The organism is Aureimonas sp. AU4, from assembly GCF_001463765.1.
Classification (GTDB): Bacteria; Pseudomonadota; Alphaproteobacteria; order Rhizobiales; family Rhizobiaceae; genus Aureimonas.
This window is the reverse complement of the sequence record NZ_BBWK01000002.1, coordinates 126038-152682: the sequence shown is the minus strand read 5'-3', so window position 1 is coordinate 152682 and position 26645 is coordinate 126038. Positions and strand designations below refer to the sequence as shown.

Sequence of the window (26645 nt, the reverse complement as noted above, 5' to 3'; positions counted from 1 at the left end):
AGACTTGATGAAAATCAAGCTCTTGTGGATCAAGCGATCGCATAGGTCAGAACCATGCCCATGGCCGCGAGGGCCATGACCACGGTCGCCACCCAACCGAGCGCGCGCAAGAGGCCCCGCACGGCGAAGCTGCCCATGATGGCGCGGTCGCTCGCGGCCCGCATCATGACCACCATGACCGGCACAGACACGACACCGTTCAGGACCGCGCTCCAGAAGAGGGCGCGGATAGGATCGATCGAAGGCGTGAGGCTGATCGCCATGCCGATGAGCGTGGAGAGCGCGACCACGACATAGAAGGCGCGGGCCTCCTGCATGCAGCGGCTGTAGCCGACCGGCCATTGCCGCGCCTCGCCGATCGCGTAGGCAGCCGAGCCCGCCAGCACGGGCACCGCCATGAGTCCGACGCCGATCACGCCCATGGCAAAGAAAAGGCTGGCGAAGTGCCCGGCGATCGGGCGCAGGGCCTCGGCCGCCTGGGCCGACGTTGCGATGTCGGCGATGCCGTTGCGGTGGAAGGCGGCAGCGGCGGTTCCGAGGATCGCGAGCGCGACGACGTTCGAGAAGCCCATGCCGGCGAGCGTATCCACCTCGATCCGATGAAGCGCGGCGGGCGCCTGTTCCGGCGCCGTGATGAGCTCGTGCCGACGCGGATCGACATGAAGGTCTTCCGCTTCCTCCGCCGACTGCCAGAAGAAGAGGTAGGGGCTGATGGTCGTGCCGAGAACGGCGACGACGGTCGTCCAAGCCTCGCGACCGCTCAGGTTGCCCGGCAGCATCGTATCGGACAGGAAGGTAATCCAGTCGACCTCCGTCATGGCCAGGGCGGCGAAGTAGAGGAGCAGGGCCGCCGTCAGCCATTTTAGAACGGCGACATAGCGCGTGTAGCTCAGAAGCAGCTGCATCCCGACGCACAGAAATCCGAGGAAGACGACCGGGAGCCAGCGAGGAATGCCCGGGAGAAGAAGGGTCGTCGCGTCTCCCATTCCGCCAAGGTCGGCACCAAGGTTCACGGTGTTCGCCACGAGCAGAAGCAGAACCGTCGTCTGCAGGAGCCAGTTCGGCGCATGAAGGCGGAGGACGCCCGCGATGCCGTGTCCCGTCACGCGTCCGATCCGCGCGGAGATCATCTGAACGGCCACCATCAGTGGGTAGGAGTAGAACAGAAGCCACGCGAGCCCGTACCCGAAGGCCGCGCCGGCCTGCGCATAGGTGGCGATCCCGCTCGGGTCGTCGTCGGACGCGCCGGTGATCAGCCCGGGCCCCAGGACGGAGAGAAGGCGCGGCCTGCTCGTGCCGATCACCGGGCTGCCCGTTTGATCCTTGTCTTGCCCGGTCCGCAGTCCGTCCGTCATGCCGAGGTCTCCATCGCTCAGACAAGCCGACTACAGCTTGTCGGGGCTTGGCGACCCGCCGCTTGATCCGGGTCAAGGCGGAACGAGCGGCGCACGGAAAGCCTTCTCGCGGCCGTTTCGGCCAGGCGCTCGCGGTGGTGATCCATGCGCAGCAACAGGAGGTGCACGTGTCCATATTCCAAGATCGCGAAGCTGCCTTCGAGGCGAAGTTCGCGCATGACGAGGAGCAGGCGTTTCTCGTGCGGGCCGCAAGAGACCGTCGTTTCGGCCTCTGGGTCGCGGAGCGGCTCGGATTGTCGGGCGAGACACGTCAGGCCTATGCGCGCGCCACGGTTCGATTGGCTTTGAGCGGCGGTGACGGGGAAGCCATCATCAGCCGGGCCGAGCGTGACCTGCGGTCGCGGGGCATCAGCATCCGCCGCATGGAACTCCGGCAGGTTCTCCTGCAGGCCGAGATGCAAGCCCACACGCATGTCGTCGGCACGCCGGAAATGGCAGCTGCTATCCCGTGAGATCAGTGTCCGGGCGGACGATCAGCAGCTTGATTTCCGTCAAGACCGCCGGGCGGCCGTCTCCTAACCTTCCATGACAAGGCGTTTTCGCCTCGTTGCAAGGAGACAACCGATGTTTGACACCAGCTTGCGCAAAACCGTCATGGAAGCGCTGGAGTTCGAACCGAGCATCGATGCCGCCGATATCGGCGTCGCCGTGGATAGCGGCATCATCACGCTGACGGGGCACGTGCCCACCTTCTCGCAGAAGTCGACCGCCGAGCGCATCGTGATGCGCATCAAGGGCGTACGGGGTGTCGCGGAGAAGATAGAGGTGCGTCCGATCGGAACGCACAAGACCGTCGACGACGAGATCGCCCGGCGCGCCAGCAATTCCATCAACTGGAACACGATCCTTCCGGCCGAGGCCGTGAAGGTCAAGGTCGAGAACGGTTGGATGACGCTCTCCGGTCGTGTGGAGTGGCAGTACCAGCGGATCGCGGCCTACGACGCGGTGAAGAACCTGCCCGGCGTCATCGGCGTGACCAACACCGTCGAGATCCGCCCGAAGACCGAAGTCGCCGACGTGAAGAAGCGCATCATCGATGCATTCAAGCGGGATGCGGCGCTGGAAGCCAGGGCGATCAACGTCGACGTCAAGGACGGGGTCGTCACCCTTTCGGGCCATGTTCACGCCTGGTCCGACCGGCAGGCCGCAGAGATCGCCGCGTGGTCGGCGCCCGGCGTGACCCGCGTCATGGACAATATCTCGATTTCCTGATCCCGGCCGAGGGACTGGCGTCCCTCGGTCCGGGTTCGATCGACAAGGAGACTGACGATGGCTGAACCTGCCACGAAACTGCCCGTCGAAACCCACGCTCCGGCCGGCGCACTGACGCGCCACCGGGGCACCCGGCCCTTCGTGCCCTGGTACCAGGAGGTCGACCAGTTGTTCGACCAGATGCTCGGGCGGCCGTTCTTCCCGCGCCGCCGCTCGCTCATGCCGGAAGGCGGCGAACTGGCCGCCGCGGCGGATTTCTCCGCCCCGGCGGTCGAGGTCATCGAGCGTGACGACGAATACGAAGTCGTCGCCGAAGTGCCCGGACTCGATGAATCCGAGATCGAGGTCAAGGTCGCCAACGGTGTCCTGACCATCGCCGGTGAGAAGGCTCGGGAGCAGAAGAAGCATCAGAAGGACATCTTCATGTCCGAGCGCCGCTACGGGTATTTCTCGCGCAGCCTGACGCTGCCGAGCGGCGTCGACAGCGAGAAGATCGAGGCGCACATGGCCAAGGGCCTTCTAAAGGTCCGCCTGCCAAAGACGCCGGAGGCGAAAGCTCTGGAGCGGCGTATCAAGGTGAAAGCGGACTGACGAGAGACGCATACGATCTCTGCACGTTCGAACGGCGCCCCTGGGGCGCCGTTCACATGAGGTCGGATGAGATCGCTCATGACCGGCGCGCTTCACCCTTCCCACTTCGGAAGATCGATCGTCGCGATCGTCAGCGTCGGGTCGTCCGGGTGGGCGTGCATCGAGAAGCCGACCTCGTGCTCCAAATTCAACGTTGCGGCATTGTCGCGGCTTTCCACGGATCGGACCTTTTGGAAACCGGAGCGCTTCGCGTAGGCGAGGCTGTAGGCCAGAAGCAGCCATCCGATCCCGTGCCGCTTCACGTCGCTTCGTACGGCGACGGCGATCTCGCCCTCCCGCCCATTCGTATCCGCTACGAAGAGTGATGTCGCGACCGGCGTCCCGGATGCGTCGAAGGCTATGAAGCTCGCCGATCCCGCCCCTTCCGGATGAATCATCGCGTCGAGGCGGTTTCGATCGATGTGCTTCACGGTGCTGAAGAACCGGAAGCGGATGTCGCTGGGCGTGATGTTGTCGAACAGCGACTCCAACACGCGTTCGTCCCCGGGTTCAAGGGGACGGACGGTGAGAACCATCCCGGTCAGGGTGCGCAGGATTTCCGCGCCGTGGTCGGTGGGACGCGACGGATCTCGCTTGGGCTCGCTCATCACTCTTCTCCTTGTCCGTCCTGACGATCCTTCCGCGTCCCGTGCGACGGCCTGCCGGGCTTTCGCCGAAATGGAGGACGCGCGGCGGCGAGACGCCAAGCCGCGACCGGCGATGGATCTCGATGTCGACCTCGTGGCCTGATTGCGCGACGCGGCGAGCATTGCTAGCGGCACAGCGAAGGGCCAGCCGGCGCGTCGGGAAGAAGCCCCAGCAGCTTCCCTGAAAGGCGATCGTCCACGACGGGCCCCAGGGCTGCACATGGTAGGTCACCAGGCAGTGCTGCGCGGCCATGATAGTTCAGTGGCAAAGAAGCGCCGCGACGTCGGTCCTCTTCAGAAGCTCGCGCGTCACGCCGCCGAGCAGCCATTCGCTGAAGCGGGAATGGCCGTAGGCGCCCGTGACGAGCAGACCGGCGCCGGTCGCCTTCGTCTCGTTGAGAAGCGCATCGGCGGGATGATCCCACTTCGGTAGATGGCGGATCTCGACCCGTATGCCATGCCGCGCCAGATGGCGCGCCATGTCCGCCGCCGGTTCGCGATGAAACTGCTCGTCGGCACCGTACTCGCTGACCGTCACCAGGAAGACGTCTCGCGCGCGCTGCAGGAAGGGAAGCGCTCCGGCAATGGCGCGGCTGCATTCCGGCCGGTTCTTCCAGCCGATCACGGCGGGCGCCGCGGGGTCGAACCATTCGATGGAGGGCGGACAGACGAGCATGGGGGTGCCGCTGCCGAAGAGAACGGCCTCCGTGAAGTTCGGCCGCTGTTCGACGGTACCTTCAGCTCGCGCCGCGATTACCAGGTCGACGCAGCGCGAGAGGCTCGATACCGAGTTCTCCAGTTCGAAGCCGAGCGCGTCGAGGCGCCGGAGGTCGAACGGGTGGCCGGTCCGCTCCAGGCGCTCCGTCAGCTTCTTGGCGGCACGGTCGGCCGCGGCCTCGTCGAGTCGGCTGATTTCGTAGGGAGGCGTCAGCAACTCGCCGAACCCCGACGTTGGAAAGACGATCTCGTTGGTCAGCACCGCTTCCAGATGGGTCTCGAAGACCGTCGCGACCCCGTCGGCGACGGAAGCGACGCGTTCGTCGGCCTTGGAACCATCGAACACCAGCAGGGCGTCGCTGATGCTGCGGCTGTGGCGTGCGGGATCGATGTGCGTTGCCGGCCGGCTCTGCCCGGTGGCAATGGTCGTGTCTGTCGAGACTGCGCTCATGGCGGGGCGGTCCTTGTCCAAGCCCATCATGCGATCCGGTCGGGTCGCGACCGGGTCGCCATGTTCCATGGCATCGTCTCAGGAAGGGCGAGGTACCGGATTGATCTCGCGCAAGGCTCACAGTGCCGTCAGTGAGACAGGAGGCAGGGGCAGGGCGTTTTTTCCAGGAGCGACCAGGTCACTCCGCCGAAGACCCACTCGCGCAGGCGACTATGACCAAAGGCGCCGGCGACAAGGAGATTGATCTCCATCGTCTCCAGACGAGCGAAGATCTCCTGCGCGATCGAGATGTCGCCTTCCGGCACATGGCGGGCGTGCGCCTCGATGCCACGGCGGGATAGATAGGTGCAGGCTTGGCTGAGGCTCTCGCCGACCGCGCCCTGGCCGATACCAAGCACGAAGACATGCTGAGCGCCCGCCAGGAAGGGTAGTGCGTCAGACAGCGCTCTGCGCGATTCCCGGGAATCGTTCCACGCCACCAGGACGTTGCTCGCGCTGTCGCGTTCATCATTCGGCGGCACCATCAGAAGCGGCCTTCCGGCGCGCAGCGCGACGGAACCGGGGTCGATCGAAAGGGGACCGGCATAGGCATCGTCCGAGCCGCGCCGCGCCAGCACGATCAGATCGGCCAGGCTCGCGTGATGCACCATCAGATCGGTCGGGTCGCGTTCGCCTTCGAGCCAAGTGGCCGACGACGGGGCGGCGCCCTGGAAGGTCTGGCGAGCGGCGGCGAGATTTCGCCGGATCGCGCTGCGTTCGGCCGCCGCAATCTCCGTGTAACCTCCATCCCATCCGCCGGCATAGAGAGAGATCGGAATGCCCTGGCCAGCGACGCCGGTCAGCCGCGCGTCGAAACGCTGGGCGATACGTGCCGCAAGCCCGACGCGCGAAGCCGCGCCCGGACCACCGTCGAGGCCGACAAGGATCGATGCGAAGCGGGGTTTGTCGGACATTCAGCCCTCCCATGCCTGGTCGGCATCGAGCGCCTCCGTGTCTTCCGACATTTTGATCTGGATCATGCTCGTGCATGGAGCTCAGAAGTGCTCGCCTGATCGGAACGGTCCGATACGGGTACCGGCGGACACGAGGTAGGCGGTCGACCATCCGATCAGCAGAAATCCATCGATGCCCTCCAGCGAAGCCAAAAGGCGCCATGTCGGATGAGGCGTCACGTCTCCGAAGCCGACGGTCGAGAAGGTCGTAGTCGAAAAGTAGAGCGCCGTCTCCCAATCTGAGACGACACCGAGCAGCCTGTACCCGGCAGCCCATCCCCAAACCTCGATCGTCATCAGAAGGAACAGTCCAAGCACCACGAACATCATGGCGATGATCCGTCCCCAGTTCAGATGGAGACGGAACGCCTCCACGACGCGGGATAGGACTCGGGTCAGGGCAATCAGACCCAATGTGTGGATGCAGACGCTGGCCGCGATCATGGCTGTGCCGACCATCAGGTTCTGTCCCATGACCCGAACCGGCAGCTCAAGCTGCGGCCGCTTCCTTTCTGGCGTGGCCGGAGAGCCCTTGCGCCGTGGGATCGAGGACGACGCGACCCGAGATGTGGCCTGCCTTGAGGTCCGCCAGGACACGATTGACCTCGGCCAAGGGGACGGTTGCGATCTCCGCCTTGACGTCGCCACGGGCGGCAAAGTCCAGGGCCTCGTCCAAGTCGCGCCGCGTGCCGACGATCGATCCCCGAAGCGTGAGGCGTTTCAGGACGACGTCGAAGATCGGAACGGGGAACTCGCCCGGTGGCAGGCCGACGAGAACGACCGTACCCCGTCGGCGCACGATCTCCAGCGAGGCAGCGAAGGCGGGACGCGAGACGGCCGTGACCAGAACGCCATGCGCTCCTCCGCCTGTCGCCGCCACGATCTTCGCGGTGGCATCCGGCATGTGGGCATCCACCGCAAGGTCCGCCCCCAGATTGGTCGCAAGCTCCAGCTTCTCCGGTGCGACGTCGATAGCCGCCACGCGCAGTCCCATCGCCTTCGCGTATTGGATTGCCATGTGGCCGAGGCCACCCACACCCGAAACGGCCACCCACTGGCCGGGCCGCGCTTCGGTCTCCTTCAGTCCCTTGTAGGCCGTAACGCCGGCGCACAGGATCGGAGCCGCAGGTCCGAAGTCCAGATTGTCCGGCAGCTTTGCTACGAATTGCGCTCGCGCGACGACGTATTGCGCAAATCCGCCATCGCAGCTGTATCCCGTGTTGTGCTGGTGCTCGCAGAGCGTTTCCCAGCCGGTTTCGCAATACTCGCATGCGAGGCAGGCGTCGTGCAGCCACGCAACGCCCACCCGGTCGCCGACATGCAGGTTGTCGACGTCTCGACCAAGTCTGGAAACGACGCCGGCGACCTCGTGCCCAGGGATGAAGGGCAGGTGCGGCTTGACCGGCCAGTCACCGTCTGCGGCATGCAGATCCGTATGGCAGACGCCGCAAGCGACGACCCGGATCAGGACCTCGTCGTGATCGGGTTCGGGCACGGGCACGGACTTGATCAGGAGGGGCCTGCCGAATTCCTCCACGACTGCGGCATGCATCGTTTCCGGCATGACCGTCTCCTTTCTGCGCGGACCAATCGCATCGTCGCGGGGCTGACACTGGGGAGAGGAGCGGTCGGGCGTTTTGATTCACCGCAAGACGCACCACCGCCCGTGCGGATGGTATGCCCACCGCCGGGTGGAATGCGCCGCGAGAACGACGGCGTGCCGCCGGCTCGCCCGGATGACGGGAACGTCTCCTGGGAAGCATATCCAGTTCGATCGGTCTCAGCCGTGGAAAACCGCAGCCTACCCAGTGATCCCGTTCGCCAGCGGCGCGGCAAAGGGCCTACACCCTTGGACCTGCTGCGCGGATATCATTCGCAGCAGTTCGTCCTCAGCCTCGAACTCGAGGCCCTAGCCGACACGTTTCCGCAGTACGACGCCGGTGGTTGCGCCGCGATACGCGCCACGCTTCTTCCCCGGCTCCGAACCATCCATTTCATCGAGGAGCGTTGGATTTTCGCGGCGCTCGAACGCCGACTGCCGCCCGTCTCCATTTATCGCTCGCTCATCCAACGGCTCGTGGACGAGCACGGCGAGGATCGTGATGCCGCCATCGACCTCAGCCTGGAACTGGTGAGGCTGCACGAGCGGAACAGCCGTCAGGAACTCGAAGGCATCGCCTTCCAGACGCGTGCCCTGTTTCGCAGCCTGCGGCGCCATGCGGCTTGCGAGGCCGACATTCTGATCCCGGCAATTCGGCGATTTCTTAGTCGGCAAGAGGTCGGTGCCGTCATCGACGCGTATCGGCGGCCCTCATCTTCGCAGAGTGCAGGCAATGTATTCGAATTCCTCCGCAGCTGAAATCAGGGCACGTCGCCGGTTGCCGACTTCAGGCGCTGCCTTGACAGGATGCGGACCGTTGTCGCGTCCGAGAAGTCGATGATCCCGGTCCGACGCAACTCCGTCATCTTCCGCGACACGGTCTCGATCGTGAGGCCGAGGAAGTCGGCCATGGCGCCGCGCGACAAGGGAAGGTGCAGGATGTATTCACCGCCTTCCTCGGCAGGAACGGCGCGGTGCCGGGCCACCATGTCGAGGAAGGTCGCGACCCGTTCGCTTGCCGACTTGCGGCCGATCGCCAGGAGCCACGTTCGCGCCTCGTCGAGCTGGAGCCCGACCTGATGGAGGACAGCATGTTCGAGCTCAGGGCTGCGCGAGATGATCGTCTCGAAATCATGCCGGGGAATGACGCAAAGCCGGACGGTTTCGCGAGCCACGGTGTCCAGTCCATCGTCGACCCCGACGAAGTTTCCAACGAGGCTGGGGGGAAACTGGAGGCCGACGATCTGTTGCCGTCCGTCGGGCAGGCAGCGGGCAAGGCTGACGGCGCCCCCCAGAAGGTTCGCAACAACGTCGTCGTCGAGCCCCACCCGGTGGATCGGTTCACCCCTGGCAACGACCCGGCGGCTGGAGACGCGGGCCATCTGACTGAGATTGTCCGGGTCGAGTACGCGGCAGATGCCACTTCGGCGTACCTCGCATCCCTGACATGCGGCAGGGTCGTGCAGGGTCGATGGCAGATGGGGCTTGGGAGCAATGTGCATTGCCGTGCTCCGTGGAGTGGGTGCAGCGCAGGCCGCAGCGCTGAGCCGGCTGAGAGGTTCTTGTCGCGAAAAGTTTATGGACTCCGCGATATCGGCAGGAGTCAGGTAAACCCCTACAAGACCGTAGCCGACTAAATAACTGGGTTTCGAACTCGCGGCGGGCATGACTTACGCCGTTGAATCATATGGTTAGTCCCGCACGATAAACGAGACCGGCGAAGGCGAGCGCAGCGGCATTCCCGGCGAGAACGAGAATGCGGAACTTGGGCGGACCGAACGCGAGCGCGATTCCGAGGCGCAACAGGCCGTTGACGAGCAGCGCGCCGAGCACCGCGTGGCCGGCGGTAAGGGTATCCGTCTGGACGCCGACCAGCCGCAGGACGCTGATCGTCGCGACATCGACGTCCACGGCGGCCGAGAAGGCGGTCGAAAGGATTAGTCCCTTCGAGCCGACATGGCTCGCAAGCGCCGCGTTGAAGGTTGCGACCACCGCGAAGATGGCGGCGAACAGGAGCAGGGGACCGAGATCGAATGGGTTGCGCGGCGTCGGCCCGGCGCCGATCGCTTCCGCTCGGTTCGCGAGAAGGAACCCTGCGCTGCCTCCGAAGCCGACGAGCGCTGCAAGAGCCCCTGGCGCCATACCGGGCACGACGCTGGGTTGCACCAGACAGACGATGAGGCACACGCGGGCGACCGAGATCGCCGCCGCGAGCAGCGCTGCTCCCGCCAGAACGCGCGGGCTGTCTGCCGACTTCGCCATGCGGGAGATCGCCAGTGTGACCGAGGTCGAGGACACGACGGCGCCGGCCGCGCTGCTGAGGATGAGACCGCGACGCGGGCCGAACAGGCGCGTCGCGACATAGCCGAGGTAGGACAGAGCGGCGGTCAGAACCGTAAAGAACCAGACTTCCCATGGATTGAACCCGCCCCAGGGGTCAATCGTGCGCCGGGGCAGAAGCGGTAGGATGATGGCCGTCATCGCAGCGAGGAGGAGTACGGAACGCAGTTCCGTCCAGGACATGCGCTTCAGCAGCGTATGAAGCACTTCGCGACTGGCCAGGACGCCCGCCACCGCGGCTCCCGTACCCGCGGCCGCCTCCGTATCCCCGGCGACCGCCAGCGCGCCGAGCATGAAGACGCAAAGGCCCGCGACCGTACTGGTGGCGCTGAAATCGCCGTCGTGCATCGCCTCCCGCAGTTTGAAGGCGAAAAGGACGGCCGCGAACGCGAGGAGGACGGCCACCATCTGCCAGGGATTGCCGAGAGCCATCGAGACTGCGGCGGCCAAACCTCCCAAAAGGCCGGACAGCGCGAAGGTTCGGATCCCTGCGGTGCGGCTGTGCATCGGCGCCTCGCGCTCGCGCCAGCCGCGCTCCAACCCGACCAGGAGGCCGATCGCCAACGCCAGCCCGAGGCGAAGCAGAAGCGTGTTCACGTGAGGTCCGAACGAGAGGCGCTACGACGGCTCCCGGAAGGGAGCCATGAACGGGCACGGCCGACGTTGATGCGGATCAAGAGCGGGACGGCCCCCGACGACTTATCCTGTCACGAGCCTCGACTTTTCCTGTTCCGAGCGGATCGACGCGCTGGCGGCCGCAGGAATGTGCCGACGGCATGAAGTGAGGAGCCGACCATGAAACTTCGCAAGCTCATGCACCGAGGGGTGAGATCGGTCTCTCCGGATACGCCGGTGGTCGAGATCTCCCGTCTCATGAAGAGCGAGGACATTGGCTCCGTGCCCGTGTCCGACGCCGAACAACTCGTCGGAATGATCACCGACCGCGACATCGTTCTCCGCGTCCTGGGGAACGGCGCCGACCCCACGGAACTCAAGGCGCGCGACATCATGTCGAAGACCATCGTCTACTGCCGCGACGATGAAACGGTCGACGAAGCTTTGCGGGTCATGAACAAACGGAAGATCCGGCGTTTGCCGGTGGTCGACGATCACAGGCGAATGGTCGGGATCGTATCGCTCGGCGATATCTCGCACCTCGCCGGTCGCAAGGCAGCTCACAAACTCGTCCGGTCGGTCTCCTCGCCGCACGTGTGAACCCGCCGGATCGCCTGCCGGTCGATCCTGTTCGACCGAGCCACTCTCATCTCCTCGAATGCAGGGGTCTGATCCGTGAGCACCGGTTTTCGCCTGCCCCATCACGCCTGGCTTTTTCTCGCGGACTGCGAACGGGGCCTTCTCCTGCGCAACGAAGGCGAAGCGCTGCGCATAGACCTGAAGGTCGTGCAGCGTATCGAGCCGGAACCAATGGAGCGCGCGGCGCGCGATGAAGGGCGACCGGGGCGCTTCAACAAGGGAGAGCGAACCATCGGCGGCGACTTCCGCGACGATAACGCCCAACACGTCCGGCAGGCGACCTTCGCCAAACGGCTGGCGGAGGAACTCGAGGCTGCCGTCACGCTGAATGGGATCGAGCAACTCGCGGTCGTCGCGCCACCGCGTCTTCTGGGCGATCTGCGGACGGCGTTCGGTCCGACGACGCGTCGCGTCGTAACGAAAGAGATCGGGCGCGATCTCATGCATGAACCGGTCGAGGAGATCGGGCGTCAGCTGACCAAATGGACGGCCGATGCGGCGGTCGGGCGGCGAGAATGACGCGTCGCCGCAAAGGCTCGCTGGGTCTTGACCGGCACGCGGCGCTCTCTCCGGTCATGACGACGATCCTCCTTATCGCCGCGGCCAATGTGGCGCCGCTCGCGGCGACACGCCTTCTGGGGCGACGATGGGCATGGAGACTCGATGCCGGAATGGCGATGCCGGACGGATGGCCGCTTCTGGGCAGCTCGAAGACCTGGCGAGGCTGCGCGGCGTCTCTCCTCACGCTGCTGTTGATCGCACGACCGCTGGAGACCGCTCCATCGTTGGCTGCCAGGCTCTCGCTCCTCTCCATGATGGGGGACGCTGCGGCGAGCTTCCTGAAGCGACGAATGGGGGTCGAAGTCCATGCACAGTCCCGTTGGCTCGATCCGATCCCAGAAGCGCTCCTGCCGGCGCTCGTACTGCGGCACGCGCTCGGCCTGACGCGTCACGAGGTCGCGGAAGCAGTCTTCGTCTTCGCCGTTCTGGAGGAACCGTGGTCTCGGCTCTTCTTCCGCCTCGGCCTGAGGACGCGGCCGTTTTGACGGTGCTGCCCCTCAGGGAGTGATGGCGACCTTCAGAACTCCATCGCGCTGATGCGAGAACAGCTCGTAGGCATCCTCGATGCGGTTCAGCGAGAAGTGGTGTGTGACGAGGGACCTGAGATCGACGCGGCTGCTTCCCACCACGGCCAGAAGCCGTCGCATGCGTTCCTTTCCGCCCGGGCAGAGTGAGGTGACGATTCGGTGGTCGCCCAGACCGGCCGCGAAGGCGAGGTAGGGAATCGTCAGGTCGCTCGAATAGATGCCGAGGCTCGACAGCGTGCCACCGGGCCGCAGGACGCGCAGCGCGGCCTCGAACGTCGCCTGCGTGCCGAGGGCTTCGATAGCGACATCGACGCCGCGCCCGTCCGTCAGTCGCATGATCTCGGAAATGGGATCGCTCTTCGAAGCGTCCACCACGAGGTCCGTCCCGAGCCGCCGCGCGACGTCGAGTCGCGCCGGGAGGCGATCGACGCCGATGACCGTGGACGCGCCCATCAGCCTGGCACCCACGGCGGCGCAAAGCCCGATCGGGCCCTGGGCGAAGACGGCGACCGTGTCGCCCACGCGCACCTCGGCCCGCTCCGCTCCCGCCAGTCCGGTCGACAGGATGTCCGGACACATCAGAACCTCGTCGTCCTTGAGGGCGGTTGGGACGATCGCAAGGTTCGCCTCGGCGTCGGGCACCAGAACGTATTCGGCTTGGCATCCGTCCATCGTGTTGCCCAGTCGCCAGCCGCCCATGGGTTTCCAGCCGTGCGGCGTTCCGGCACCATCCTGCGAGCAGAACCCGCACTGGCAGGCGTTGCTGAAGAAGCCCGGCGTGATGGCACCGGCGATGACACGCTGGCCCTCGCTGAAGCCCTTCACGTCACGCCCGAGCTTCTCGATCATCCCGACCGGTTCGTGCCCGATCGTCAGGCCCGGCTGCACCGGATATTCCCCCTTCAGGATGTGGATGTCCGTGCCGCAGATCGTCGTGGTCGTGACGCGAAGAAGCGCGTCGCGGGGACCGACGTCGGGTATCGGCTTCTCACCAAGAATGATCCGGTTTTTCTCGACGAAGATCGCCGCCTTCATCTTGGACATGGCACGCTCCTCCCCGTGCTCGGCGCACCGTGGCGTCAGGTTCGCCGTTCGCCTTGGTCAATGAGCATCACGAGCGTCGAGGTAAGGACGAGGACAATACCCGACACGACGCTGTTCCAGAGCGGGTCGGCATGGCCGGTATCGTTCAGGACCCAGGGCGAAACGATCAGCCAGAGGCCGAGAAGCATGGTTAGCCATTCCTGCCAGAGGCGAAACGCGATCAGCGCCGCGAAGCCAAGCGCCAGGGCGACGACGCCGCATGCAGCGAAGTTCCAGACCGTCGCTGTCGCGACGCCCGCTCCCTGGGGAGTGAAGGTAAGGAATATGGTCGTGAGCAGGAGCCAGATGCCGATGAGGATCGTGATCCAGTCCTGCCAATGCTGCTTGGCCATCGTGCGCTCCCAAACCACCAGCCGCCGATAGGTCGACGGTCCTGGAGGATGGTCTCTCGCGCCTGTGCGCCGTTGATCCGCGTCAAGCGCCGAGCATGCTGTTTGACGGGGGGACCAGGACGGCTGCACCCGAAACGCGGCCCGCGCGCAGATCGGCAAGCGCTTGGTTCGCCTTGAGAAGCGGGTAGGTCTGGGTGCGGGCTTCGACCTTCGCGAGAGAGGCCAAGGCTATGAATTCCCGTGCATCCCGCCGCGTCAGGTTCGCGACGGATACGACCTCCCGTTCCTCCCAAAGGATCGCATAGGGAAAGCGCGGAATGTCGCTCATATGAATGCCGCCGCACACGACGCGCCCGCCCTTGCGCAGCGCGCGCAGGGCGGCGGGAACGAGTTCGCCGACGGGGGCAAATATGATCGCGGCGTCGAGCGGTTCGGGCGGCCGTTCATCGGATCCGCCGGCCCAATCCACGCCGAGCGACCGCGCCAGGTCCTTGGCCGCGTCGTCGCCCGGTTTGGCGAAGGCATAGACCGATCGTTCCTGCCATCGCGCGACCTGCGCGACGAGGTGCGCCGCCGCCCCGAAGCCGTAGAGGCCCAAGCGCTTGCCGCCGCCTGCGGCCTTGAGACAGCGCCAACCGATCAGCCCAGCGCACATCAGCGGGGCTGCCTTGACGGGATCGTCGCTGGCGCTCAACGGGAAGGTGAAGCCTGCTTCCGCGACGACGTGCGTCGCAAAGCCGCCGTCACGCGAGTATCCGGTGAATGCGGGCGCGTCGCACAGGTTCTCGCGCTCGCTCCGGCAGTAGGGGCAGACACCGCAGCTGTGGCCGAGCCAGCCGATGCCGACGCGCTGTCCGATCGCCGGCGACGCGACCCCGGCACCCTGCGCATCCAACATTCCCACGATTTCGTGCCCGGGCACGATCGGCCGGCAGGTGGGCTTCAAGTCGCCGTCCATCACGTGCAGATCCGTTCTGCACACGGCGCAGGCTTCAACGCGCAGACGCACCTCCCCGGGTCCGGGCTCGGGAAGGGGGCGGCGCTCCGCGCGAAGACGCGTTGCGTTCGCGTCGAGCACCATCGCCAGCATCGCATCGGACCGACGAGCGAACGAATCACTTCGAATGGCCTTCATCCAACCCTCTCACCTGGTCGAAGTGCGACGTCGCAGGGCCCTCGGCCACCTTCCCGGCTATCCGATAGAGGTCATCCATCCGCGCATGAGCGGCGGGTGAGGCGCTTGATCACCGTCAAGCGTAGGTAGTGATTCGACACCAGTTTGAGGTGCCAGGAACGTCGGGCGTGACCAGAAACGAGACCTTTCGATGATGACCGAGAGGAAGACCGATAGGCGGCGAGCGCAGTGGCACGAAGGATCGGACGCGAGGCGCGACGCGACCATGTCAGCCCCCATCACCGACTGCAGAGGGAGCATGGGTGAAGGCGAATATTGTGGCGACGGAGCTGCCTGGCAGGATCGGCTCGGGGCTCCTCTGGAAGTGGTCAACGTCGCTGTGGGTGGGTGGCTGGCGCTGGTTCCTTTCCTGGCGGCCTCTCGGCCAGAGACGACGGCGTCCGTGCGCGGATCCCTGCTGATCGGTGTCGCGGTGGCCGCCTTGGGCGCATCGTCGGTCCTTCGTTATCGCCCTTGGCAGGAATGGGCCCTGCTGTGCATCGGCATCTGGATGCTCCTTCGCTCCATCGCCTTCGCTATCGACGGAGGAGCACGCTGGGAATGCATCGTATCCGCCACGCTGGTCGCGACCGTTTCGGGCGCAACGCTCTTTGCCAACGGCTCGAACTGGCTACGGCGCTGATCGGGGTGTGGAAGCGATGCGGTGGGTGCCCGGACGACGTTTTTCGGGAACAGGAAAGGCGGCCCGGCGGAGCGATGTCGCGAGACGCTCCGCCGGGCGAGCTTTCTTCATTGCCAGCGTCATGGAGACCGCCTGGTTTGATGTCTCCGGTGGTCCGGCCCGCATGAGCTTCGGTTCACGCAACCGGGATCGAAGCGTCGACTGTCTTCGACGGCGGCGTCGCGTGCCATCCAGGGCCAGTGAAAGGAACGAACGCGCGGCGTCCTTCCGTCATTCCGGTTTCCGCTTCCAAAACTCGGCCCGTTGCCGCGGCTCGCACTAGCGCCACCCGGGCCTTCGCCGCGACGGTCTCCGCCGACCCCACCGGTCCCCGGGCTGCTGGCGTTTCCGCCATAGCCGGGCCCGTTGCCCATACCGCTTCCGACGTTGTTGTTTCCTTGGCCGGACGCGGTATTCCCGTTTCCGTTACGGTCCCCGACGTTGCTGTTTCCGTTGTTGTTGCCGGAGTTCTCGTTCCCGTTCCCGTTCCCGACATTGCCATTGCCGTTGCCGTTGCCGGAATTGCCGTTCCCGTTTCCTTCCCCGACGTTGCCGTTTCCATTCCCGTTGCCCTGCCCGAACGCGGCGAAGGCGTTGCTCGGGGCACAGGCGAGAAGCGCCAAGCCCAGGACGCCGGCGAGAACGCGCGAGGTCGGCTCCCGGAAGGGGGCGCGATGCCGATCGAAGACCGGGGCGCTCGGGGACTTAGGGCCGGTTGCCGTTGCCGTTGAAGTTGCCGTTGCCGGCGCCGACGTTGCCGTTGCCATTGTAGAGCCCACCGTTGAAGTTACCGTTGAAGGAACCGAGGTTGTGGTTGCCGCTGGTCGGCGACGTGTTGCCGTTGCCGTTGAAGGCGCCGACGTTTCCGGTCCCGGAGTTGTAGGCGCCGTAGTTTCCGGTCCCGGAGTTGAAGGCACCGTAGTTGCCGCCCGTCTGAGGCCGGCCGTTGCCGTTGCCATTCCCGTTGCCGTTGCCGATCCCGGTGTTGTAATTGCCGTTGTTGTTGCCGTTTCGTGTTCCGATGTTGCCGTTGCCGTTGCCGTTGCCATTCCCGATGCTGATCGCGAAGGCCGGCTGAATCACGCCGAATACGAGGGCGGCAAGGGTCAGGCCTGCGAGTCGTCCGGTCGTCATGGGTGCGCTCCCTTGGTTGGAGAAGTCGCCGGTCGCAGATCCGGCCGACGTGGGGGCGTCGGACGAGACCTGCGACCGGCCGGTGAGTTTCCGTCAGCGGTTCATGTTGCCGTTGAAGTTGCCGCTGAAGCCGCCTCGGTTGCCGTTGCCGTTGCCGTTGCCGTTCAGGCCACCACGGTTGCCGTTGCCGTTCTCGTTGCCGTTACCCCAGCCACGGTTCTCGTTGCCGTTCTGGTTGCCGTTGCCCCAACCCCGGTTCTCGTTGCCGTTGTAGTTGCCGTTGCCGATACCGCGGTTGCCGTTGCCGTTCTCGTTGCCGTTGCCGAAGCCGCGGTTGTCGTTGCCGTTGAAGTTGCCGTTGAAGGCCCCGTGGTTGCCGTTGCCGTTGCCGTTGCCGTTGCCGATCCCGGTATTGCCGTTGCCGTTACCGTTGCCGCTTCCCACGGCCGCGCTGGCGACGGCGGTGAAGGCGAGAAGGGCGGTGGTGACGAGAACCATGCGTTTCATGACGATCTCCCGGAGGTTCGAGTTCTAGTGACGCCGCGCATCCCTCAGCGCCGGCGGCCAGATCAGAGCCCGATCGGGATCGTCGCGATATTGGGGGTCAACGGCAGTCGGCGTCGGGTTCGTCCGCCACGGTATGTCGGGGATTTCGTGCTTTCTCAGGAGAAAACCTGACAAGGTCGCGAAGGGGAATCTGATAAGACCATAGGTTGAGCGCCCCCGCCCACGATCGCCGGAAAGGGGTTTGCGGCACGGGAGCGGGGGGGTCTTGGTTCACCGGTTCGCTCAGCGACAGTTGCGCACGGGCGCATCGTCACTCTTCGTCGGGTCGGGCGCGCTGCTGGTCTACATGCTCGCCCTATACAGCCTGCCGGTAGAGCATCATTCCGTTGCGATCGACGGTCTGGTCCTGACCGTTCTGATGCTGCTCAACGCCGTCACCGCTCTCTCCCTGATACGCGCGGCCCGGGTCGTCGACCGGCTGGAGACGCGGCGCAACTTTGCGGAACGAGAGGTTCGGCGCCGCCGAGCCTGGCTGGAAAGCGTCGTCGAGAACATGCCGGTCGGTGTCGGGGTGATCGAGAGATCAAGCGACACGGTTGTCCTCTCCAACGCCATCTATCGGTCCTTGATGCAGGAGGCCGATGGAGACTTTCCGGTGCGCGTCGCGCACCGAGCCGTTCGGCTGCTCGACCGCAACGGGATGCCGCTCGGCCCAAACGCCCGGCCGAGCATTCGCGCGCTCCAGTTCGGCGAGACGAGCCGCGACGTCGAGCTTCAGGTCGAGATGGCAGGCAACCAGAAAGCGTGGATCGCGGTCAGCGCCGCGCCTATCCAAGAGGAGGATGGCACGACGCAGGCGGCAGTCGTAGCATTCTCCGACATCACGGCACGCAAGCGGATCGAAGGCGAGAAGGAGGCGCTCATGCGCCGACTCGTGGAGGTTCAGGAGGAGGAGCGGTTGCACTTCGCGCGCGAACTGCACGACGAGCTCGGACAGGATCTCACCGCGCTCGCGATCGGCCTGAAAGCGTTCGAGACGACGAACAACGAGACCGCTCGCGCCGAACGCCTGCGAGAGATGCATGCTATCCTGGAGCGCATGAGCAACCAGGTGCATCATCTGGCCGGCAATCTTCGTCCCCTCCTGCTTGAGGATCTCGGCCTGCGAGCCGCCGTCGAGGAACTCGCCCTCGGCTGGGGCGCAAAGCTGGGCATCGGCGTCGATCTGCTTCTCGAGGGTCTGGCAGAACCCATGCCGAACGCCACCGCGATCTCCATCTACCGCGTCGTGCAGGAAGGCCTGACCAACGTCGCGCGACATTCGCAGGCCTCGAATGTCAGCATAACCTCGCGCCGGATCGGAAACGTCCTCCGTGTCGTCATCGAAGACGACGGGCGGGGTTTCGAACTATCAAAGGCGGACGGTCCTCGAACCCGCCGCAACGGCTTCGTCGGCATGCGCGAACGCTTGGCCGCGATCGGCGGAACTCTGACCGTCGAAAGCGAGCCGGGACGCGGCACGAGCCTCTTTATCGTGGTTCCAACGAGCACTGCGGAGGGAAAGAGATGAGGGGAGAACACAAGCACCGCATCTTCATCGTGGATGACCATCCGATCGTCCTCTCCGGCCTGAAGGCCCTCCTCGACGGGCAGGACGACATGACGGTCGTCGGGCAGGCGAGCGACGCCGAGGACCTTCTCGAACGTTTGGACGGTCTGAGGATCGACCTGATGGTCGTCGACGGATCGCTGCCGGGGCTGTCGGGCACCGAGCTCGTTCAGCGAATGTCGGCGACGCATCCGTCGGTCCCCGTTATCGCGCTGACCCTGCACGAGGAAGGCGCCTATGTGCGCGAGTTCTTCAAGGCCGGCGCGAGAGGGTTCGTACTCAAGCGCTCGGCAGCGACAGATCTTCTGACCGCCATCCGCGCCGTGCTGGCGGGCGGCGTCTATGTCGATCCGGCAGTCGCCTCAAAGATCGTGTCGGGCGAACCCGAGGTCCGCTCCCGCAGCGAGCTTCTGAGCGAGAGGGAGGAGCGAGTCGCCCGTCTTGTGGCCGAAGGCTACTGCAACAAGGAAATCTCCTCAGAGCTCGGTCTGAGCGTGAAGACGATCGAGACCTACCGCTCCCGTGCCTGCGACAAGCTCGGTCTCTACAGCCGGGCGGCACTGTTCCGACACGCCATGTCGGAAGGGTGGTTCACGGCGCGCTGAAACCCATCGCATATCGCGAGGGGAAGGGCGGGCTCGCAAGAGTTAAGCCCTTTGATCTGGGTCAAACGACCCGCTGCGGTCCAGCCTCAAATCTACGGCCGTCGCTGTTCGAGCGATGGCGAGGCTGGCCGGCGATGCTTCGAGCCGGCCTCGCGACGCGCGAGGATCCCACCATGCAAATTGCCTACCTGACATATTGCGTGAAGCCGATAGAGGACGGTCACTGGACGGTCGAATGCTGCTCCATGCGTAACGGTCGCTTCGCGAGCCGGCTTGAAGCCCTGCGTTGCGCCGTGCTCGATGCCGACCGCGTCCAGAGGATGGGGCACCGCGTCCTGGTCGTGATCCATCGTCCCTTCGCGACCGGTTATCTCTGCAAGCGCGTGCTGCGCCGCAGCCTGCCGAGCGATCACGCGCCGCTTGCGGCGGCTGCCGCCGTCGGATCCATGCCGTACACCGCGCCCGGCCACCTCAAGGCGGCGTAACGCGAAGGGAAAGGCCGTCGAATGCACGCGGCTCCTTCCGACCGCCTCCTCGATGGCCGCGTTCGGGGATCCGAGCCCGCGCCGCCGGACAGTCGGGCGGCGAAGGTCCTTCCGCCCAAGGCCGCGCGATCCGCAGCGAAGCCACGCTGGCGCCGCCCGGCCTTCGTCCTGATGGCCATTGCACTGCTGGGACTGTCGGGCGGTTTAGCGGCCAGACTCGGCGGAGCCGATCGACTGGCTGATCTCGCTTGGACGATCGGCGTCGCTCCCGTGCTGGCGGCGTTGTTATGGCAGATCGGCCGCAGCCTCCGGCAAGGGGATGTCGGCCTCGACCTCGTTGCCGCCCTGTCGATGGCCGGGGCCCTTGCGGTCGGCGAAGCGCTCGCGGCAGCCGTCGTGGCGCTGATGTACGCGGGCGGGCAGACGCTCGAGAGCTACGCGTCCGGCCGGGCCGATCGAGAACTGAGAGCGCTTCTTGCGCGCGTGCCGCACATCGTGCTGCGCTATACCAGTGGACGCCTCGCAGCCGTTCCGATCGAACAGGTCGCAGTCAACGACCGGCTTCTCATACGCCTGGGGGACGTGCTCCCCGTCGATGGCTGGGTTTCGGGCCGTGCGCTCCTCGACGAAGCTGCGGTGACGGGCGAATCCCTGCCGGTCCTGCATCGCGACGGCGAGAGCGTCATGAGCGGGACGACCAACGCCGGTGCCCCGTTCGATCTCGTCGCCAGCGAACCGGCCGCGCGCAGCACCTACGCCGGGATCGTGCGCCTCGTGAGTGAAGCGCTCGAAAGGCGGGCGCCCTCGACCCGTTTGGCCGACCGATACGCCCTGGGCTTCATGGCGGCGACGCTGGTCCTTTCCGCTATCGCCTGGGCGGCGTCCCAAGATCCGATCCGCGCCGTTGCGGTCCTGGTCGTCGCAACGCCCTGTCCGCTCATCCTCGCCGTTCCTATCGCGATCGTCGCCGGTATCTCTCGGGCGGCCGGCGCCGGCGTCATGGTCAAGGGAGGCGGCGCGCTGGAAGCCTGCGGGCGAATGCGGACGCTCGTCGTCGACAAGACCGGCACACTGACGCAAGGCTCCGTATCGGTGACGCACATCGACGCCGCCGAAGGCTGGACTGAAGACGAGGTGCTCCGGCTCGGTGCCAGCCTCGATCAGGCCTCGCAGCATCCCGTCGCCCAGGCCATCGTTCGTGCCGCCAATCGACGGGCCCTGCCGCTCGCGTTGCCAAGCGAGGCGAAGGAGGTGGGGGGCGAGGGCATCGAAGGTACGGTGTGCGGCCGGCGGCTGCGTATCGGACAACCACGCTTCGCGTTGCCGGATGCCGGCGAAGTCGTTCACGCTGCGTCAGGTACGTCGCCCGGTACCTTGACCGTCGCGCTCTCGCAAGATGGTCGCGGCGTGGGGACGATCCTGCTGCGCGATACGCTGCGTGCGGGTCTCGACACGGTTCTTGCGCGCCTGCGGGCATCCGGAATTCGGCGGATCGTCCTGGCGACAGGGGACCACCGGGACGTCGCCGAGGCGATGGCCGCCCGGCTTGGCCTCGATCGGCTGGCCGCCGACCTGCCGCCGGAAGGCAAGGTCGCGCTCGTGGAAGAGGAAAAGGCGCACGGCCCGGTGATGATGGTTGGAGACGGCGTGAACGATGCGCCGGCCCTGGCTGCCGCCGATCTGGGTGTCGCGCTCGGGGCCAAGGGCGCAGCCGCTTCCGCCGAGGCCGCCGACGTCATCCTGCTGCGCGACAGTCTCGACGGTCTGGCCGATCTGATAGAAATCGGAACCCGCACGCGCCGCATCGCTCTGCAAAGCGTCGTCATTGGAATCGTCCTGTCGACGGCGGGCATGGTGGCGGCTGCCCTCGGTTGGCTTGGACCGGTGGAAGGCGCGCTGCTGCAGGAGGCGATCGACGTGGCGGCTATCGCCAACGCCCTCCGCGCGCTCAAGGTCTGAGACAGGCGAGGAGCGGCACTTCTCGTCCGCGCCAAGCTGGCACTGCGGAGACGGTTCCCTTATCTACGCGACGGGTCGTTCGACCCGGCGTGAGCGGAAGTCATCTGCATGCTGACCATGAAGGGCAAGTACGGCCTCAAGGCCATGCTGCATCTGGCGCGTCTGCCCGAAGGCGAGCGCGCCCTGTCGGAGGAGATCGCGTCTGCCCACAACATTTCCAAGAAGTTCCTCGACGCCATCCTGGCCGACCTTCGGATGGCGGGCATGATCCAAGCCCGCAAGGGGCGGGGAGGCGGCTACCTTCTTGCCCGGTCCCCGACGGAAATCCGCATCGGTCATATTCTCCGCGTGCTTGATGGCCCCCTGGCGCCCATCCCCTGTGCCAGCCGCACAGCCTATCGGCGCTGCGACGACTGTCGCGATGAACGAGCCTGTGCGGTCCGTCGCATGATGCTGGAGGTTCGCAACGCCATTTCGGCGGTCCTCGACGACAAGACCCTGGCGGATGCCGCGAGCGATCCGGCCGGTCAGGAGCTCGAGTTTCGGGAAATCGCCGTCGCCGGATAGTTCATTCCGCTTCAGTCTAGCAATTTGGTAAGCTGTATTTTCCGCGCCCAAGCTTCCATGGCTATGTTCGGTCCGACCTTTAGCGGAGCGCGGAGCCGACGATGATTCAGACACTGATCGTTCCGGGACTGAACGGTTCCCCCGAAGGTCACTGGCAGCATTTCTGGGCGCATGAAGATGCGGGTGCTGAGCTCGTTGATCAGGAAGACTGGGCGCGGCCTCGCCTGACGGACTGGCTGCACGCGCTCGAGGCGCGCATCGCGGCCAGCGCGCCCGGCGTCATTCTTGTGGCTCACAGTCTCGGCTGCGCTTTGGTCGGAGCACTCTCCCAACGCCCCTCCGCTAGTCATGTCGGTGGCGCTCTCCTGGTGGCGCCGGCCGATGTCTCGAGTCTCACGAGATCGCATCCCACAGCCGCCGACTTCGATGTCGGTACGAGCCGGACACTTCCTTTTGCCTCCATCGTCGTCGCCAGCCGCAACGATCCGTTCATGAAATTCGAACGAGCCGAGGAGCATGCAGGGATATGGGGCTCGGCATTGATCGATCTGGGCGCCGCGGGTCACATCAATATCGGAAGCGGCTACGGCCGCTGGCCTGATGCCGCGATCCTGGCGGAGGGTCTGCGGGGCCGACCGGCTCGCGATAGGATCGGCCCGTCTCCCGCGCGCCGGTGGTGGAACGAGATCCATCCGCGGAGCGCGAGCGCGCACGATGTCGGCCTCGGCATCGTCTGAGATCAGTCGTCTCTCGCGATCCGGATCCGGTTGCCGGACGGATCGGCCACGCGGAACCCCGCGTCGGCATGGACGGGCCCTAATCCGGCTTCCAGAGCACGTTCGAACGCATTCTCGACGGCCGCCCTGTCGCGAGCGTGCAACTCGACCTCGGCCAAGCCTGCCTCGTCGTTCGAACGATATCCGCTCCCGCGGCTATGCCAGACGTTGACCGCGATATGGTGGTGATAGCCTCCGGACGAGAGGAAGGAAGCGCTCGGCAACTGCACCATCAGATCCAGCCCGATGACGTCCCGATAGAAGCGGGTCGCCGCTGCGAGATCGCCGACGCGCAGATGGACATGCCCGATCGACGTAACCCTCCGGCACACCATCCCACACGGTCGAGCCCGCTGCAGCCAGGACGGTCTCGATCGCCAGTCGCTCCGTCGTCATGCGCAACTCGCCGCTTTCTAGGGGCCAGAGCGCCACGGGGCGATCGACGTAGATCTCGATACCGTTCCCCTCCGGGTCCGAAAGGTAGACCGCCTCGCTGACGCCATGGTTGGAGGCGCCTTCAAGCTGAACGCCCAACGCGAACGCATGATGGAGCCAGCGCCCGAGATCGGCTCGAGACGGCAGGAGGAAGGCCGTGTGGAACAATCCTGCGGCGCTCGCCTGCACCATGCGTGCGTTCGGTCGTCGTTGAAGCTCGAGAAAGCCGTGCCCTCCCGCGCCGAGTCTCAAACCGTCATCGGTCGAGGCGACATTCTCCAGCCCGAGCACGGATCGATAGAAGTCCGACATACGCTCGACGTCTCGGACGGCGAGAGCGACGCGTTCAATGCGCAGCGGCGCGAGAGTGGATTGCGATGCGGACGCCATGCCGAGCTACTCCAAGGCGGCGGCACCGGAACGGCCGCCCTTCCATGAGGCTCGACATGACGCCGCATCGGAGGCGCGTGAAGTCGTTCGACAGGCGACGCACTGTCGCCCGCGCAACCCCTCAGTCCTGAAGGAGTGTCGTCCCGGCGATCTCGATTCCGAAGCCGCTCAAGCCGACATAGGCCCGCTCGTGCGAGGTAAGAACGTCGATCGATCGCACGCCGAGATCGCGCAGAATCTGGGCGCCCACCCCGACCTCGCGCCAACGCTGCGAGCGCACCCGGGCGCTGCCGTGACGCTCGCCATCGGCGACGCCAGCCGCATTCACGTTGGCAGCGAGTTCCGTCACGTCATAGTCGTCGATCTGCGCGTTGCGCAGAAGCATGAGAATGCCGCGACCCTTCGTACGTATATGGTCGGTCGCGATATCCACCCAGTTGCGCGTCCCCGGCTTGCGCAGCAGTTCCTCGACCGGCTGCTCGCGATAGATCCGCACTGGAACCCGCTCGGCCGTCCGCACATCGCCGAACACCGCAACTACATGCTGCACGTCGTCGAACGGCGTCTGGTAGACGAGCACACGTGCGGGCAGGCCGCCGATCGTCGCCGCGTCGTCACGCACACGGCGCACGAAGCTCTCGCGGCGGATGCGGTAGGAGATCATGTCCTCGATCGACACGATCTTGAGACCATGCTCCTTCGCAAACGGAATCAACTCGGCCAGACGCTTTACCGTGCCGTCGTCGTTCACGACCTCGGCGAGAATGCCCGCCGGGGGCAGTCCTGCCAGGCGAGCGAGATCGACGCCCGCCTCGGTATGACCCGAGCGCGTCAGAACCCCACCCTCGCGGGCGATCAGGGGGAACATGTGCCCCGGGCGAATGAAGTCGGCGGGAGCGACGTTGTCGTTGACGAGCGCGCGCGCCGTATTTGCACGCTCCTCGGACGAGATGCCCGTCGTCATGCCCACGCGGTAGTCCACGGAGACCGTGAAGGCCGTGCGCATCGGATCGAGATTGTTGGCGACCATGGGAGGCAGGTTGAGCCGCTCCGCACGCTCGGCCGTCATCGGCACGCACAGGATGCCGCTGGTATGGCGGATCATGAACGCGATCTTCTCCGGCGTCGCCTTGGAGGCCGCCATGATGAGGTCGCCTTCGTTTTCCCGGTCCGTATCGTCGACGACGACGACCAGTTCACCTGCCGCGATCGCGGCGATCGCATCCTCGACCCTGTCCAGTTCCATCATCGATTCCCGCGCTTCCATCCGCGACGGCTTAGCCGCGTCCGCGATAGGGCGGAACCCCCTGATCGGGAATGAACAGACCGTCGGGCGTCGTGCCGGTCTGCCAGAAGACGTCGATCGGAATGCCGCCGCGCGGATACCAGTAGGCGCCGATACGCAGCCAGCGCGGCTCCATCGCAACGACGAGCCGCTTCGCGATCGACACCGTGCAGTCCTCGTGGAAGGCGCCGTGGTTGCGGTAGCTGACAAGGAAGAGCTTGAAGGACTTCGACTCAACGAGGCGGCGGTCCGGCACGTAATCGACGACGAGATGCGCGAAGTCGGGCTGGCCGGTGACGGGACAAAGCGAGGTGAACTCGGGGGCCGTCAGCCGCACGAGCGTCGGCGGTCCGTCGCCGTGACCGAACGGCACAGTCTCGAGAACCGCATCCTCGGGGCGCCCGGCGGGGCGGGCCTCCGCTCCGAGCTGGGTCAGGCTGGCGATATCGCTCAAGGCGCGACTCCTGCGGCGGGAACGGCCGTGCAGTAGCTCGACAGGAACTGGACGTGGCACGCCACCTCGTCCCAGCCATGATAGATCATGCGCAGGGCGACGAACAGGATCACGGCAAGACCGATCCAGGCGATGAAGCGGTACTTGTTGAGGACGTTGGCGATCAGCGTGGCGGCCGCGCCCATCAGCACGACGGAGATGAGCAGCCCGACGACGAGCACCTCGACATGCTCCTGCGCCGCGCCGGCGACCGCCAGAACGTTGTCGAGCGACATCGAGACATCGGCGATGATGATCTGCAGCATGGCCTGACCGAAGGTCTTGTGCTGCTTCGAGGCGTTCGCAAGCGCCGCCGCTTCCTCGTCCTCGTGCGCTCCCGCGCGGATCTCGCGGAACATCTTCCAGCAGACCCAAAGGAGAAGAATGCCGCCCGCCAGCGTCAATCCGACGATCGCCAGAAGCTGGACGGCCACGAGCGCGAAGAGGATGCGCAGGATCACCGCGCCGCCAATGCCCCAGAAGATGACCCGGCGGCGGATGGCCGGATCGACGCCCGCCGCAGCCATGCCGACCACGACCGCATTGTCTCCCGCCAGAACGACGTCGATGAAGAGGACCTGAAGGAGCGCAGCCAGCTCGGCCGTGAGGAAGGCTTCGGTCATAAGGGGCGCGGTCCGGGTGAGGGAAAGGTGTGCGCCCTCTTCGATCACGAAGGCCGGTTTGTCGACCAAATTTTCGTTCTCGGCGACCGCCATTCGATCACGCGGGCGTGACGAATGCCTGCTGCTGCAGATTGCCCGA

The 26645-nt window shown here is 65.6% G+C and carries 31 protein-coding genes and 1 pseudogene; 14 read left to right on the top strand and 18 right to left on the bottom strand.

Features of this window, described 5'->3' with window-relative positions; translation table 11 throughout:
* Positions 1-29: 29 nt before the first annotated feature.
* A complete protein-coding gene (locus tag AUL35_RS01205) occupies positions 30-1355 on the bottom strand; it encodes an NRAMP family divalent metal transporter (protein ID WP_062011184.1) in 1326 nt (441 codons plus the stop codon).
* Between the two features lie 62 nt (positions 1356-1417).
* Here AUL35_RS01205 and AUL35_RS01200 point away from each other — a divergent pair, with 62 nt between their 5' ends.
* The 3 genes from AUL35_RS01200 (at position 1418) to AUL35_RS01190 (ending at position 3218) form a co-directional block, all read left to right on the top strand.
* Positions 1418-1867, top strand: coding sequence for a DUF1476 domain-containing protein (locus AUL35_RS01200; protein ID WP_192847015.1), 450 nt, complete (start codon positions 1418-1420; stop codon positions 1865-1867).
* 112 nt (positions 1868-1979) lie between these two features.
* Positions 1980-2627, top strand: a complete 648-nt coding sequence (locus tag AUL35_RS01195; RefSeq protein WP_062011181.1) for a BON domain-containing protein — start codon at positions 1980-1982, stop codon at positions 2625-2627.
* A gap of 57 nt (positions 2628-2684) precedes the next feature.
* Positions 2685-3218: an Hsp20/alpha crystallin family protein gene (locus AUL35_RS01190; protein WP_062011179.1), complete on the top strand. Its 534-nt coding sequence runs from the start codon at positions 2685-2687 to the stop codon at positions 3216-3218.
* Positions 3219-3310: 92 nt separating this feature from the next.
* On the opposite strand, the gene AUL35_RS01185 is transcribed toward AUL35_RS01190, so the two are convergent.
* From AUL35_RS01185 to adhP, 5 genes are all read right to left on the bottom strand, one after another.
* On the bottom strand, positions 3311-4027 hold the full coding sequence (locus AUL35_RS01185; protein WP_192847014.1) for a GNAT family N-acetyltransferase: 717 nt from the start codon (positions 4025-4027) through the stop codon (positions 3311-3313).
* A 136-nt stretch (positions 4028-4163) separates the two neighbouring features.
* A complete protein-coding gene (locus AUL35_RS01180) occupies positions 4164-5093 on the bottom strand; it encodes a universal stress protein (RefSeq protein WP_192847013.1) in 930 nt (309 codons plus the stop codon).
* A gap of 107 nt (positions 5094-5200) precedes the next feature.
* Positions 5201-6025 carry a universal stress protein gene (locus AUL35_RS01175; protein WP_062011173.1) on the bottom strand — a complete coding sequence of 275 codons (825 nt, stop codon included), beginning with the start codon at positions 6023-6025 and terminating at the stop codon, positions 5201-5203.
* A gap of 81 nt (positions 6026-6106) precedes the next feature.
* On the bottom strand, positions 6107-6538 hold the full coding sequence (locus AUL35_RS01170) for a potassium channel family protein (protein WP_062011172.1): 432 nt from the start codon (positions 6536-6538) through the stop codon (positions 6107-6109).
* Positions 6539-6554: 16 nt separating this feature from the next.
* Complete coding sequence (gene adhP / locus AUL35_RS01165) at positions 6555-7628, bottom strand: alcohol dehydrogenase AdhP (RefSeq protein WP_062011170.1); 1074 nt, start codon at positions 7626-7628, stop codon at positions 6555-6557.
* A 285-nt stretch (positions 7629-7913) separates the two neighbouring features.
* Between adhP and AUL35_RS22450 the strand changes: the two genes are divergently transcribed.
* Positions 7914-8423: a hemerythrin domain-containing protein gene (locus tag AUL35_RS22450; protein WP_062011168.1), complete on the top strand. Its 510-nt coding sequence runs from the start codon at positions 7914-7916 to the stop codon at positions 8421-8423.
* Positions 8424-8425: 2 nt separating this feature from the next.
* Here the strand turns inward: AUL35_RS22450 and AUL35_RS21420 are convergent, their stop codons facing one another.
* Both AUL35_RS21420 and AUL35_RS01150 read right to left on the bottom strand, forming a co-directional pair.
* Positions 8426-9331, bottom strand: a complete 906-nt coding sequence (locus tag AUL35_RS21420) for a Crp/Fnr family transcriptional regulator (RefSeq protein WP_082666005.1) — start codon at positions 9329-9331, stop codon at positions 8426-8428.
* Positions 9332-9347: 16 nt separating this feature from the next.
* The gene (locus AUL35_RS01150) at positions 9348-10601 is read right to left on the bottom strand and encodes an MgtC/SapB family protein (RefSeq protein ID WP_062011164.1); all 1254 of its coding nucleotides are present in this window, start codon (positions 10599-10601) and stop codon (positions 9348-9350) included.
* 198 nt (positions 10602-10799) lie between these two features.
* Between AUL35_RS01150 and AUL35_RS01145 the strand changes: the two genes are divergently transcribed.
* The 3 genes from AUL35_RS01145 to AUL35_RS01135 all read left to right on the top strand — a co-directional run bounded on the left by AUL35_RS01145 (position 10800) and on the right by AUL35_RS01135 (position 12304).
* On the top strand, positions 10800-11219 hold the full coding sequence (locus tag AUL35_RS01145) for a CBS domain-containing protein (RefSeq protein WP_062011162.1): 420 nt from the start codon (positions 10800-10802) through the stop codon (positions 11217-11219).
* 75 nt (positions 11220-11294) lie between these two features.
* Positions 11295-11777 carry a host attachment protein gene (locus AUL35_RS01140; protein ID WP_062011160.1) on the top strand — a complete coding sequence of 161 codons (483 nt, stop codon included), beginning with the start codon at positions 11295-11297 and terminating at the stop codon, positions 11775-11777.
* Positions 11774-12304 (top strand): CDP-archaeol synthase, encoded by a 531-nt coding sequence (locus AUL35_RS01135; RefSeq protein ID WP_192847012.1) that lies wholly within the window; start codon positions 11774-11776, stop codon positions 12302-12304. The genes AUL35_RS01140 and AUL35_RS01135 overlap by 4 nt, the downstream gene beginning before the upstream one ends.
* A 12-nt stretch (positions 12305-12316) precedes the next feature.
* On the opposite strand, the gene AUL35_RS01130 is transcribed toward AUL35_RS01135, so the two are convergent.
* The 3 genes from AUL35_RS01130 to AUL35_RS01120 all read right to left on the bottom strand — a co-directional run bounded on the left by AUL35_RS01130 (position 12317) and on the right by AUL35_RS01120 (position 14872).
* On the bottom strand, positions 12317-13390 hold the full coding sequence (locus tag AUL35_RS01130) for a zinc-binding dehydrogenase (RefSeq protein WP_062011157.1): 1074 nt from the start codon (positions 13388-13390) through the stop codon (positions 12317-12319).
* A gap of 35 nt (positions 13391-13425) precedes the next feature.
* The gene (locus tag AUL35_RS01125; RefSeq protein WP_062011155.1) at positions 13426-13782 is read right to left on the bottom strand and encodes an SPW repeat protein; all 357 of its coding nucleotides are present in this window, start codon (positions 13780-13782) and stop codon (positions 13426-13428) included.
* An 82-nt stretch (positions 13783-13864) separates the two neighbouring features.
* Positions 13865-14872 (bottom strand): zinc-dependent alcohol dehydrogenase family protein, encoded by a 1008-nt coding sequence (locus tag AUL35_RS01120; RefSeq protein WP_156417790.1) that lies wholly within the window; start codon positions 14870-14872, stop codon positions 13865-13867.
* Positions 14873-15215: 343 nt separating this feature from the next.
* On the opposite strand from AUL35_RS01120, the gene AUL35_RS21905 reads away from it, so the two are divergent.
* The gene (locus AUL35_RS21905; protein WP_156417779.1) at positions 15216-15599 is read left to right on the top strand and encodes a hypothetical protein; all 384 of its coding nucleotides are present in this window, start codon (positions 15216-15218) and stop codon (positions 15597-15599) included.
* A 744-nt stretch (positions 15600-16343) separates the two neighbouring features.
* Here AUL35_RS21905 and AUL35_RS22445 read toward each other — a convergent pair.
* Together AUL35_RS22445 and AUL35_RS22440 are read right to left on the bottom strand one after the other, a co-directional pair.
* Entirely contained in the window at positions 16344-16772 is a 429-nt protein-coding gene (locus tag AUL35_RS22445; RefSeq protein WP_062011149.1) for a hypothetical protein, read from the bottom strand.
* Positions 16773-16865: 93 nt separating this feature from the next.
* On the bottom strand, positions 16866-17279 hold the full coding sequence (locus tag AUL35_RS22440; protein WP_062011148.1) for a hypothetical protein: 414 nt from the start codon (positions 17277-17279) through the stop codon (positions 16866-16868).
* 265 nt (positions 17280-17544) lie between these two features.
* On the opposite strand from AUL35_RS22440, the gene AUL35_RS01100 reads away from it, so the two are divergent.
* The 6 genes from AUL35_RS01100 to AUL35_RS01075 all read left to right on the top strand — a co-directional run bounded on the left by AUL35_RS01100 (position 17545) and on the right by AUL35_RS01075 (position 23241).
* Positions 17545-18849 (top strand): ATP-binding protein, encoded by a 1305-nt coding sequence (locus tag AUL35_RS01100; protein WP_156417778.1) that lies wholly within the window; start codon positions 17545-17547, stop codon positions 18847-18849.
* Complete coding sequence (locus AUL35_RS01095) at positions 18846-19493, top strand: response regulator transcription factor (RefSeq protein ID WP_062011143.1); 648 nt, start codon at positions 18846-18848, stop codon at positions 19491-19493. The genes AUL35_RS01100 and AUL35_RS01095 overlap by 4 nt, the downstream gene beginning before the upstream one ends.
* A 134-nt stretch (positions 19494-19627) precedes the next feature.
* A complete protein-coding gene (locus AUL35_RS01090; protein ID WP_062011141.1) occupies positions 19628-19978 on the top strand; it encodes a hypothetical protein in 351 nt (116 codons plus the stop codon).
* A gap of 171 nt (positions 19979-20149) precedes the next feature.
* The gene (locus AUL35_RS01085; protein WP_062011449.1) at positions 20150-21937 is read left to right on the top strand and encodes a heavy metal translocating P-type ATPase; all 1788 of its coding nucleotides are present in this window, start codon (positions 20150-20152) and stop codon (positions 21935-21937) included.
* Between the two features lie 108 nt (positions 21938-22045).
* Positions 22046-22504 (top strand): Rrf2 family transcriptional regulator, encoded by a 459-nt coding sequence (locus AUL35_RS01080; RefSeq protein ID WP_062011139.1) that lies wholly within the window; start codon positions 22046-22048, stop codon positions 22502-22504.
* A 101-nt stretch (positions 22505-22605) separates the two neighbouring features.
* Positions 22606-23241, top strand: a complete 636-nt coding sequence (locus AUL35_RS01075; RefSeq protein WP_082666003.1) for an alpha/beta hydrolase — start codon at positions 22606-22608, stop codon at positions 23239-23241.
* Positions 23242-23243: 2 nt separating this feature from the next.
* On the opposite strand, the gene AUL35_RS01070 is transcribed toward AUL35_RS01075, so the two are convergent.
* From AUL35_RS01070 to AUL35_RS01055, 5 genes and pseudogenes are all read right to left on the bottom strand, one after another.
* Positions 23244-23615 carry a VOC family protein gene (locus AUL35_RS01070; RefSeq protein ID WP_062011137.1) on the bottom strand — a complete coding sequence of 124 codons (372 nt, stop codon included), beginning with the start codon at positions 23613-23615 and terminating at the stop codon, positions 23244-23246.
* 172 nt (positions 23616-23787) lie between these two features.
* Positions 23788-24027: pseudogene (locus AUL35_RS22810) on the bottom strand (VOC family protein); the annotation flags it as partial.
* A 199-nt stretch (positions 24028-24226) separates the two neighbouring features.
* Positions 24227-25351 (bottom strand): 3,4-dihydroxy-2-butanone-4-phosphate synthase, encoded by a 1125-nt coding sequence (gene ribB, locus AUL35_RS01065; RefSeq protein WP_062011447.1) that lies wholly within the window; start codon positions 25349-25351, stop codon positions 24227-24229.
* Positions 25352-25382: 31 nt separating this feature from the next.
* Positions 25383-25844: a preQ(1) synthase gene (queF, locus tag AUL35_RS01060; protein WP_062011136.1), complete on the bottom strand. Its 462-nt coding sequence runs from the start codon at positions 25842-25844 to the stop codon at positions 25383-25385.
* Complete coding sequence (locus tag AUL35_RS01055) at positions 25841-26506, bottom strand: TerC family protein (RefSeq protein ID WP_062011445.1); 666 nt, start codon at positions 26504-26506, stop codon at positions 25841-25843. Before AUL35_RS01055 ends, queF begins: the two co-directional genes overlap by 4 nt.
* Positions 26507-26645 lie beyond the last annotated feature (139 nt).

Coding starts and splice junctions, on each gene's coding strand:
- AUL35_RS01195 (WP_062011181.1), top strand. CDS start 1,980: ATGTTTGACACCAGCTTGCGCAAAACCGTCATGGAAGCGCTGGAGTTC.
- AUL35_RS01095 (WP_062011143.1), top strand. CDS start 18,846: ATGAGGGGAGAACACAAGCACCGCATCTTCATCGTGGATGACCATCCG.
- AUL35_RS01125 (WP_062011155.1), bottom strand. CDS start 13,782: ATGGCCAAGCAGCATTGGCAGGACTGGATCACGATCCTCATCGGCATC.
- AUL35_RS01185 (WP_192847014.1), bottom strand. CDS start 4,027: ATGCTCGCCGCGTCGCGCAATCAGGCCACGAGGTCGACATCGAGATCC.
- AUL35_RS22440 (WP_062011148.1), bottom strand. CDS start 17,279: ATGAAACGCATGGTTCTCGTCACCACCGCCCTTCTCGCCTTCACCGCC.
- AUL35_RS01085 (WP_062011449.1), top strand. CDS start 20,150: ATGGCCATTGCACTGCTGGGACTGTCGGGCGGTTTAGCGGCCAGACTC.
- AUL35_RS01190 (WP_062011179.1), top strand. CDS start 2,685: ATGGCTGAACCTGCCACGAAACTGCCCGTCGAAACCCACGCTCCGGCC.
- ribB (WP_062011447.1), bottom strand. CDS start 25,351: ATGGAACTGGACAGGGTCGAGGATGCGATCGCCGCGATCGCGGCAGGT.
- AUL35_RS21905 (WP_156417779.1), top strand. CDS start 15,216: ATGGGTGAAGGCGAATATTGTGGCGACGGAGCTGCCTGGCAGGATCGG.
- AUL35_RS01170 (WP_062011172.1), bottom strand. CDS start 6,538: ATGGGACAGAACCTGATGGTCGGCACAGCCATGATCGCGGCCAGCGTC.
- AUL35_RS22445 (WP_062011149.1), bottom strand. CDS start 16,772: ATGACGACCGGACGACTCGCAGGCCTGACCCTTGCCGCCCTCGTATTC.
- AUL35_RS01055 (WP_062011445.1), bottom strand. CDS start 26,506: ATGACCGAAGCCTTCCTCACGGCCGAGCTGGCTGCGCTCCTTCAGGTC.
- AUL35_RS01080 (WP_062011139.1), top strand. CDS start 22,046: ATGCTGACCATGAAGGGCAAGTACGGCCTCAAGGCCATGCTGCATCTG.
- AUL35_RS01120 (WP_156417790.1), bottom strand. CDS start 14,872: ATGCTGGCGATGGTGCTCGACGCGAACGCAACGCGTCTTCGCGCGGAG.
- AUL35_RS01135 (WP_192847012.1), top strand. CDS start 11,774: ATGACGCGTCGCCGCAAAGGCTCGCTGGGTCTTGACCGGCACGCGGCG.
- AUL35_RS01205 (WP_062011184.1), bottom strand. CDS start 1,355: ATGACGGACGGACTGCGGACCGGGCAAGACAAGGATCAAACGGGCAGC.
- AUL35_RS01175 (WP_062011173.1), bottom strand. CDS start 6,025: ATGTCCGACAAACCCCGCTTCGCATCGATCCTTGTCGGCCTCGACGGT.
- AUL35_RS01145 (WP_062011162.1), top strand. CDS start 10,800: ATGAAACTTCGCAAGCTCATGCACCGAGGGGTGAGATCGGTCTCTCCG.
- AUL35_RS01130 (WP_062011157.1), bottom strand. CDS start 13,390: ATGTCCAAGATGAAGGCGGCGATCTTCGTCGAGAAAAACCGGATCATT.
- AUL35_RS01075 (WP_082666003.1), top strand. CDS start 22,606: ATGATTCAGACACTGATCGTTCCGGGACTGAACGGTTCCCCCGAAGGT.
- AUL35_RS01070 (WP_062011137.1), bottom strand. CDS start 23,615: ATGGTGTGCCGGAGGGTTACGTCGATCGGGCATGTCCATCTGCGCGTC.
- adhP (WP_062011170.1), bottom strand. CDS start 7,628: ATGCCGGAAACGATGCATGCCGCAGTCGTGGAGGAATTCGGCAGGCCC.
- AUL35_RS21420 (WP_082666005.1), bottom strand. CDS start 9,331: ATGCCCGCCGCGAGTTCGAAACCCAGTTATTTAGTCGGCTACGGTCTT.
- AUL35_RS01090 (WP_062011141.1), top strand. CDS start 19,628: ATGCTTCGAGCCGGCCTCGCGACGCGCGAGGATCCCACCATGCAAATT.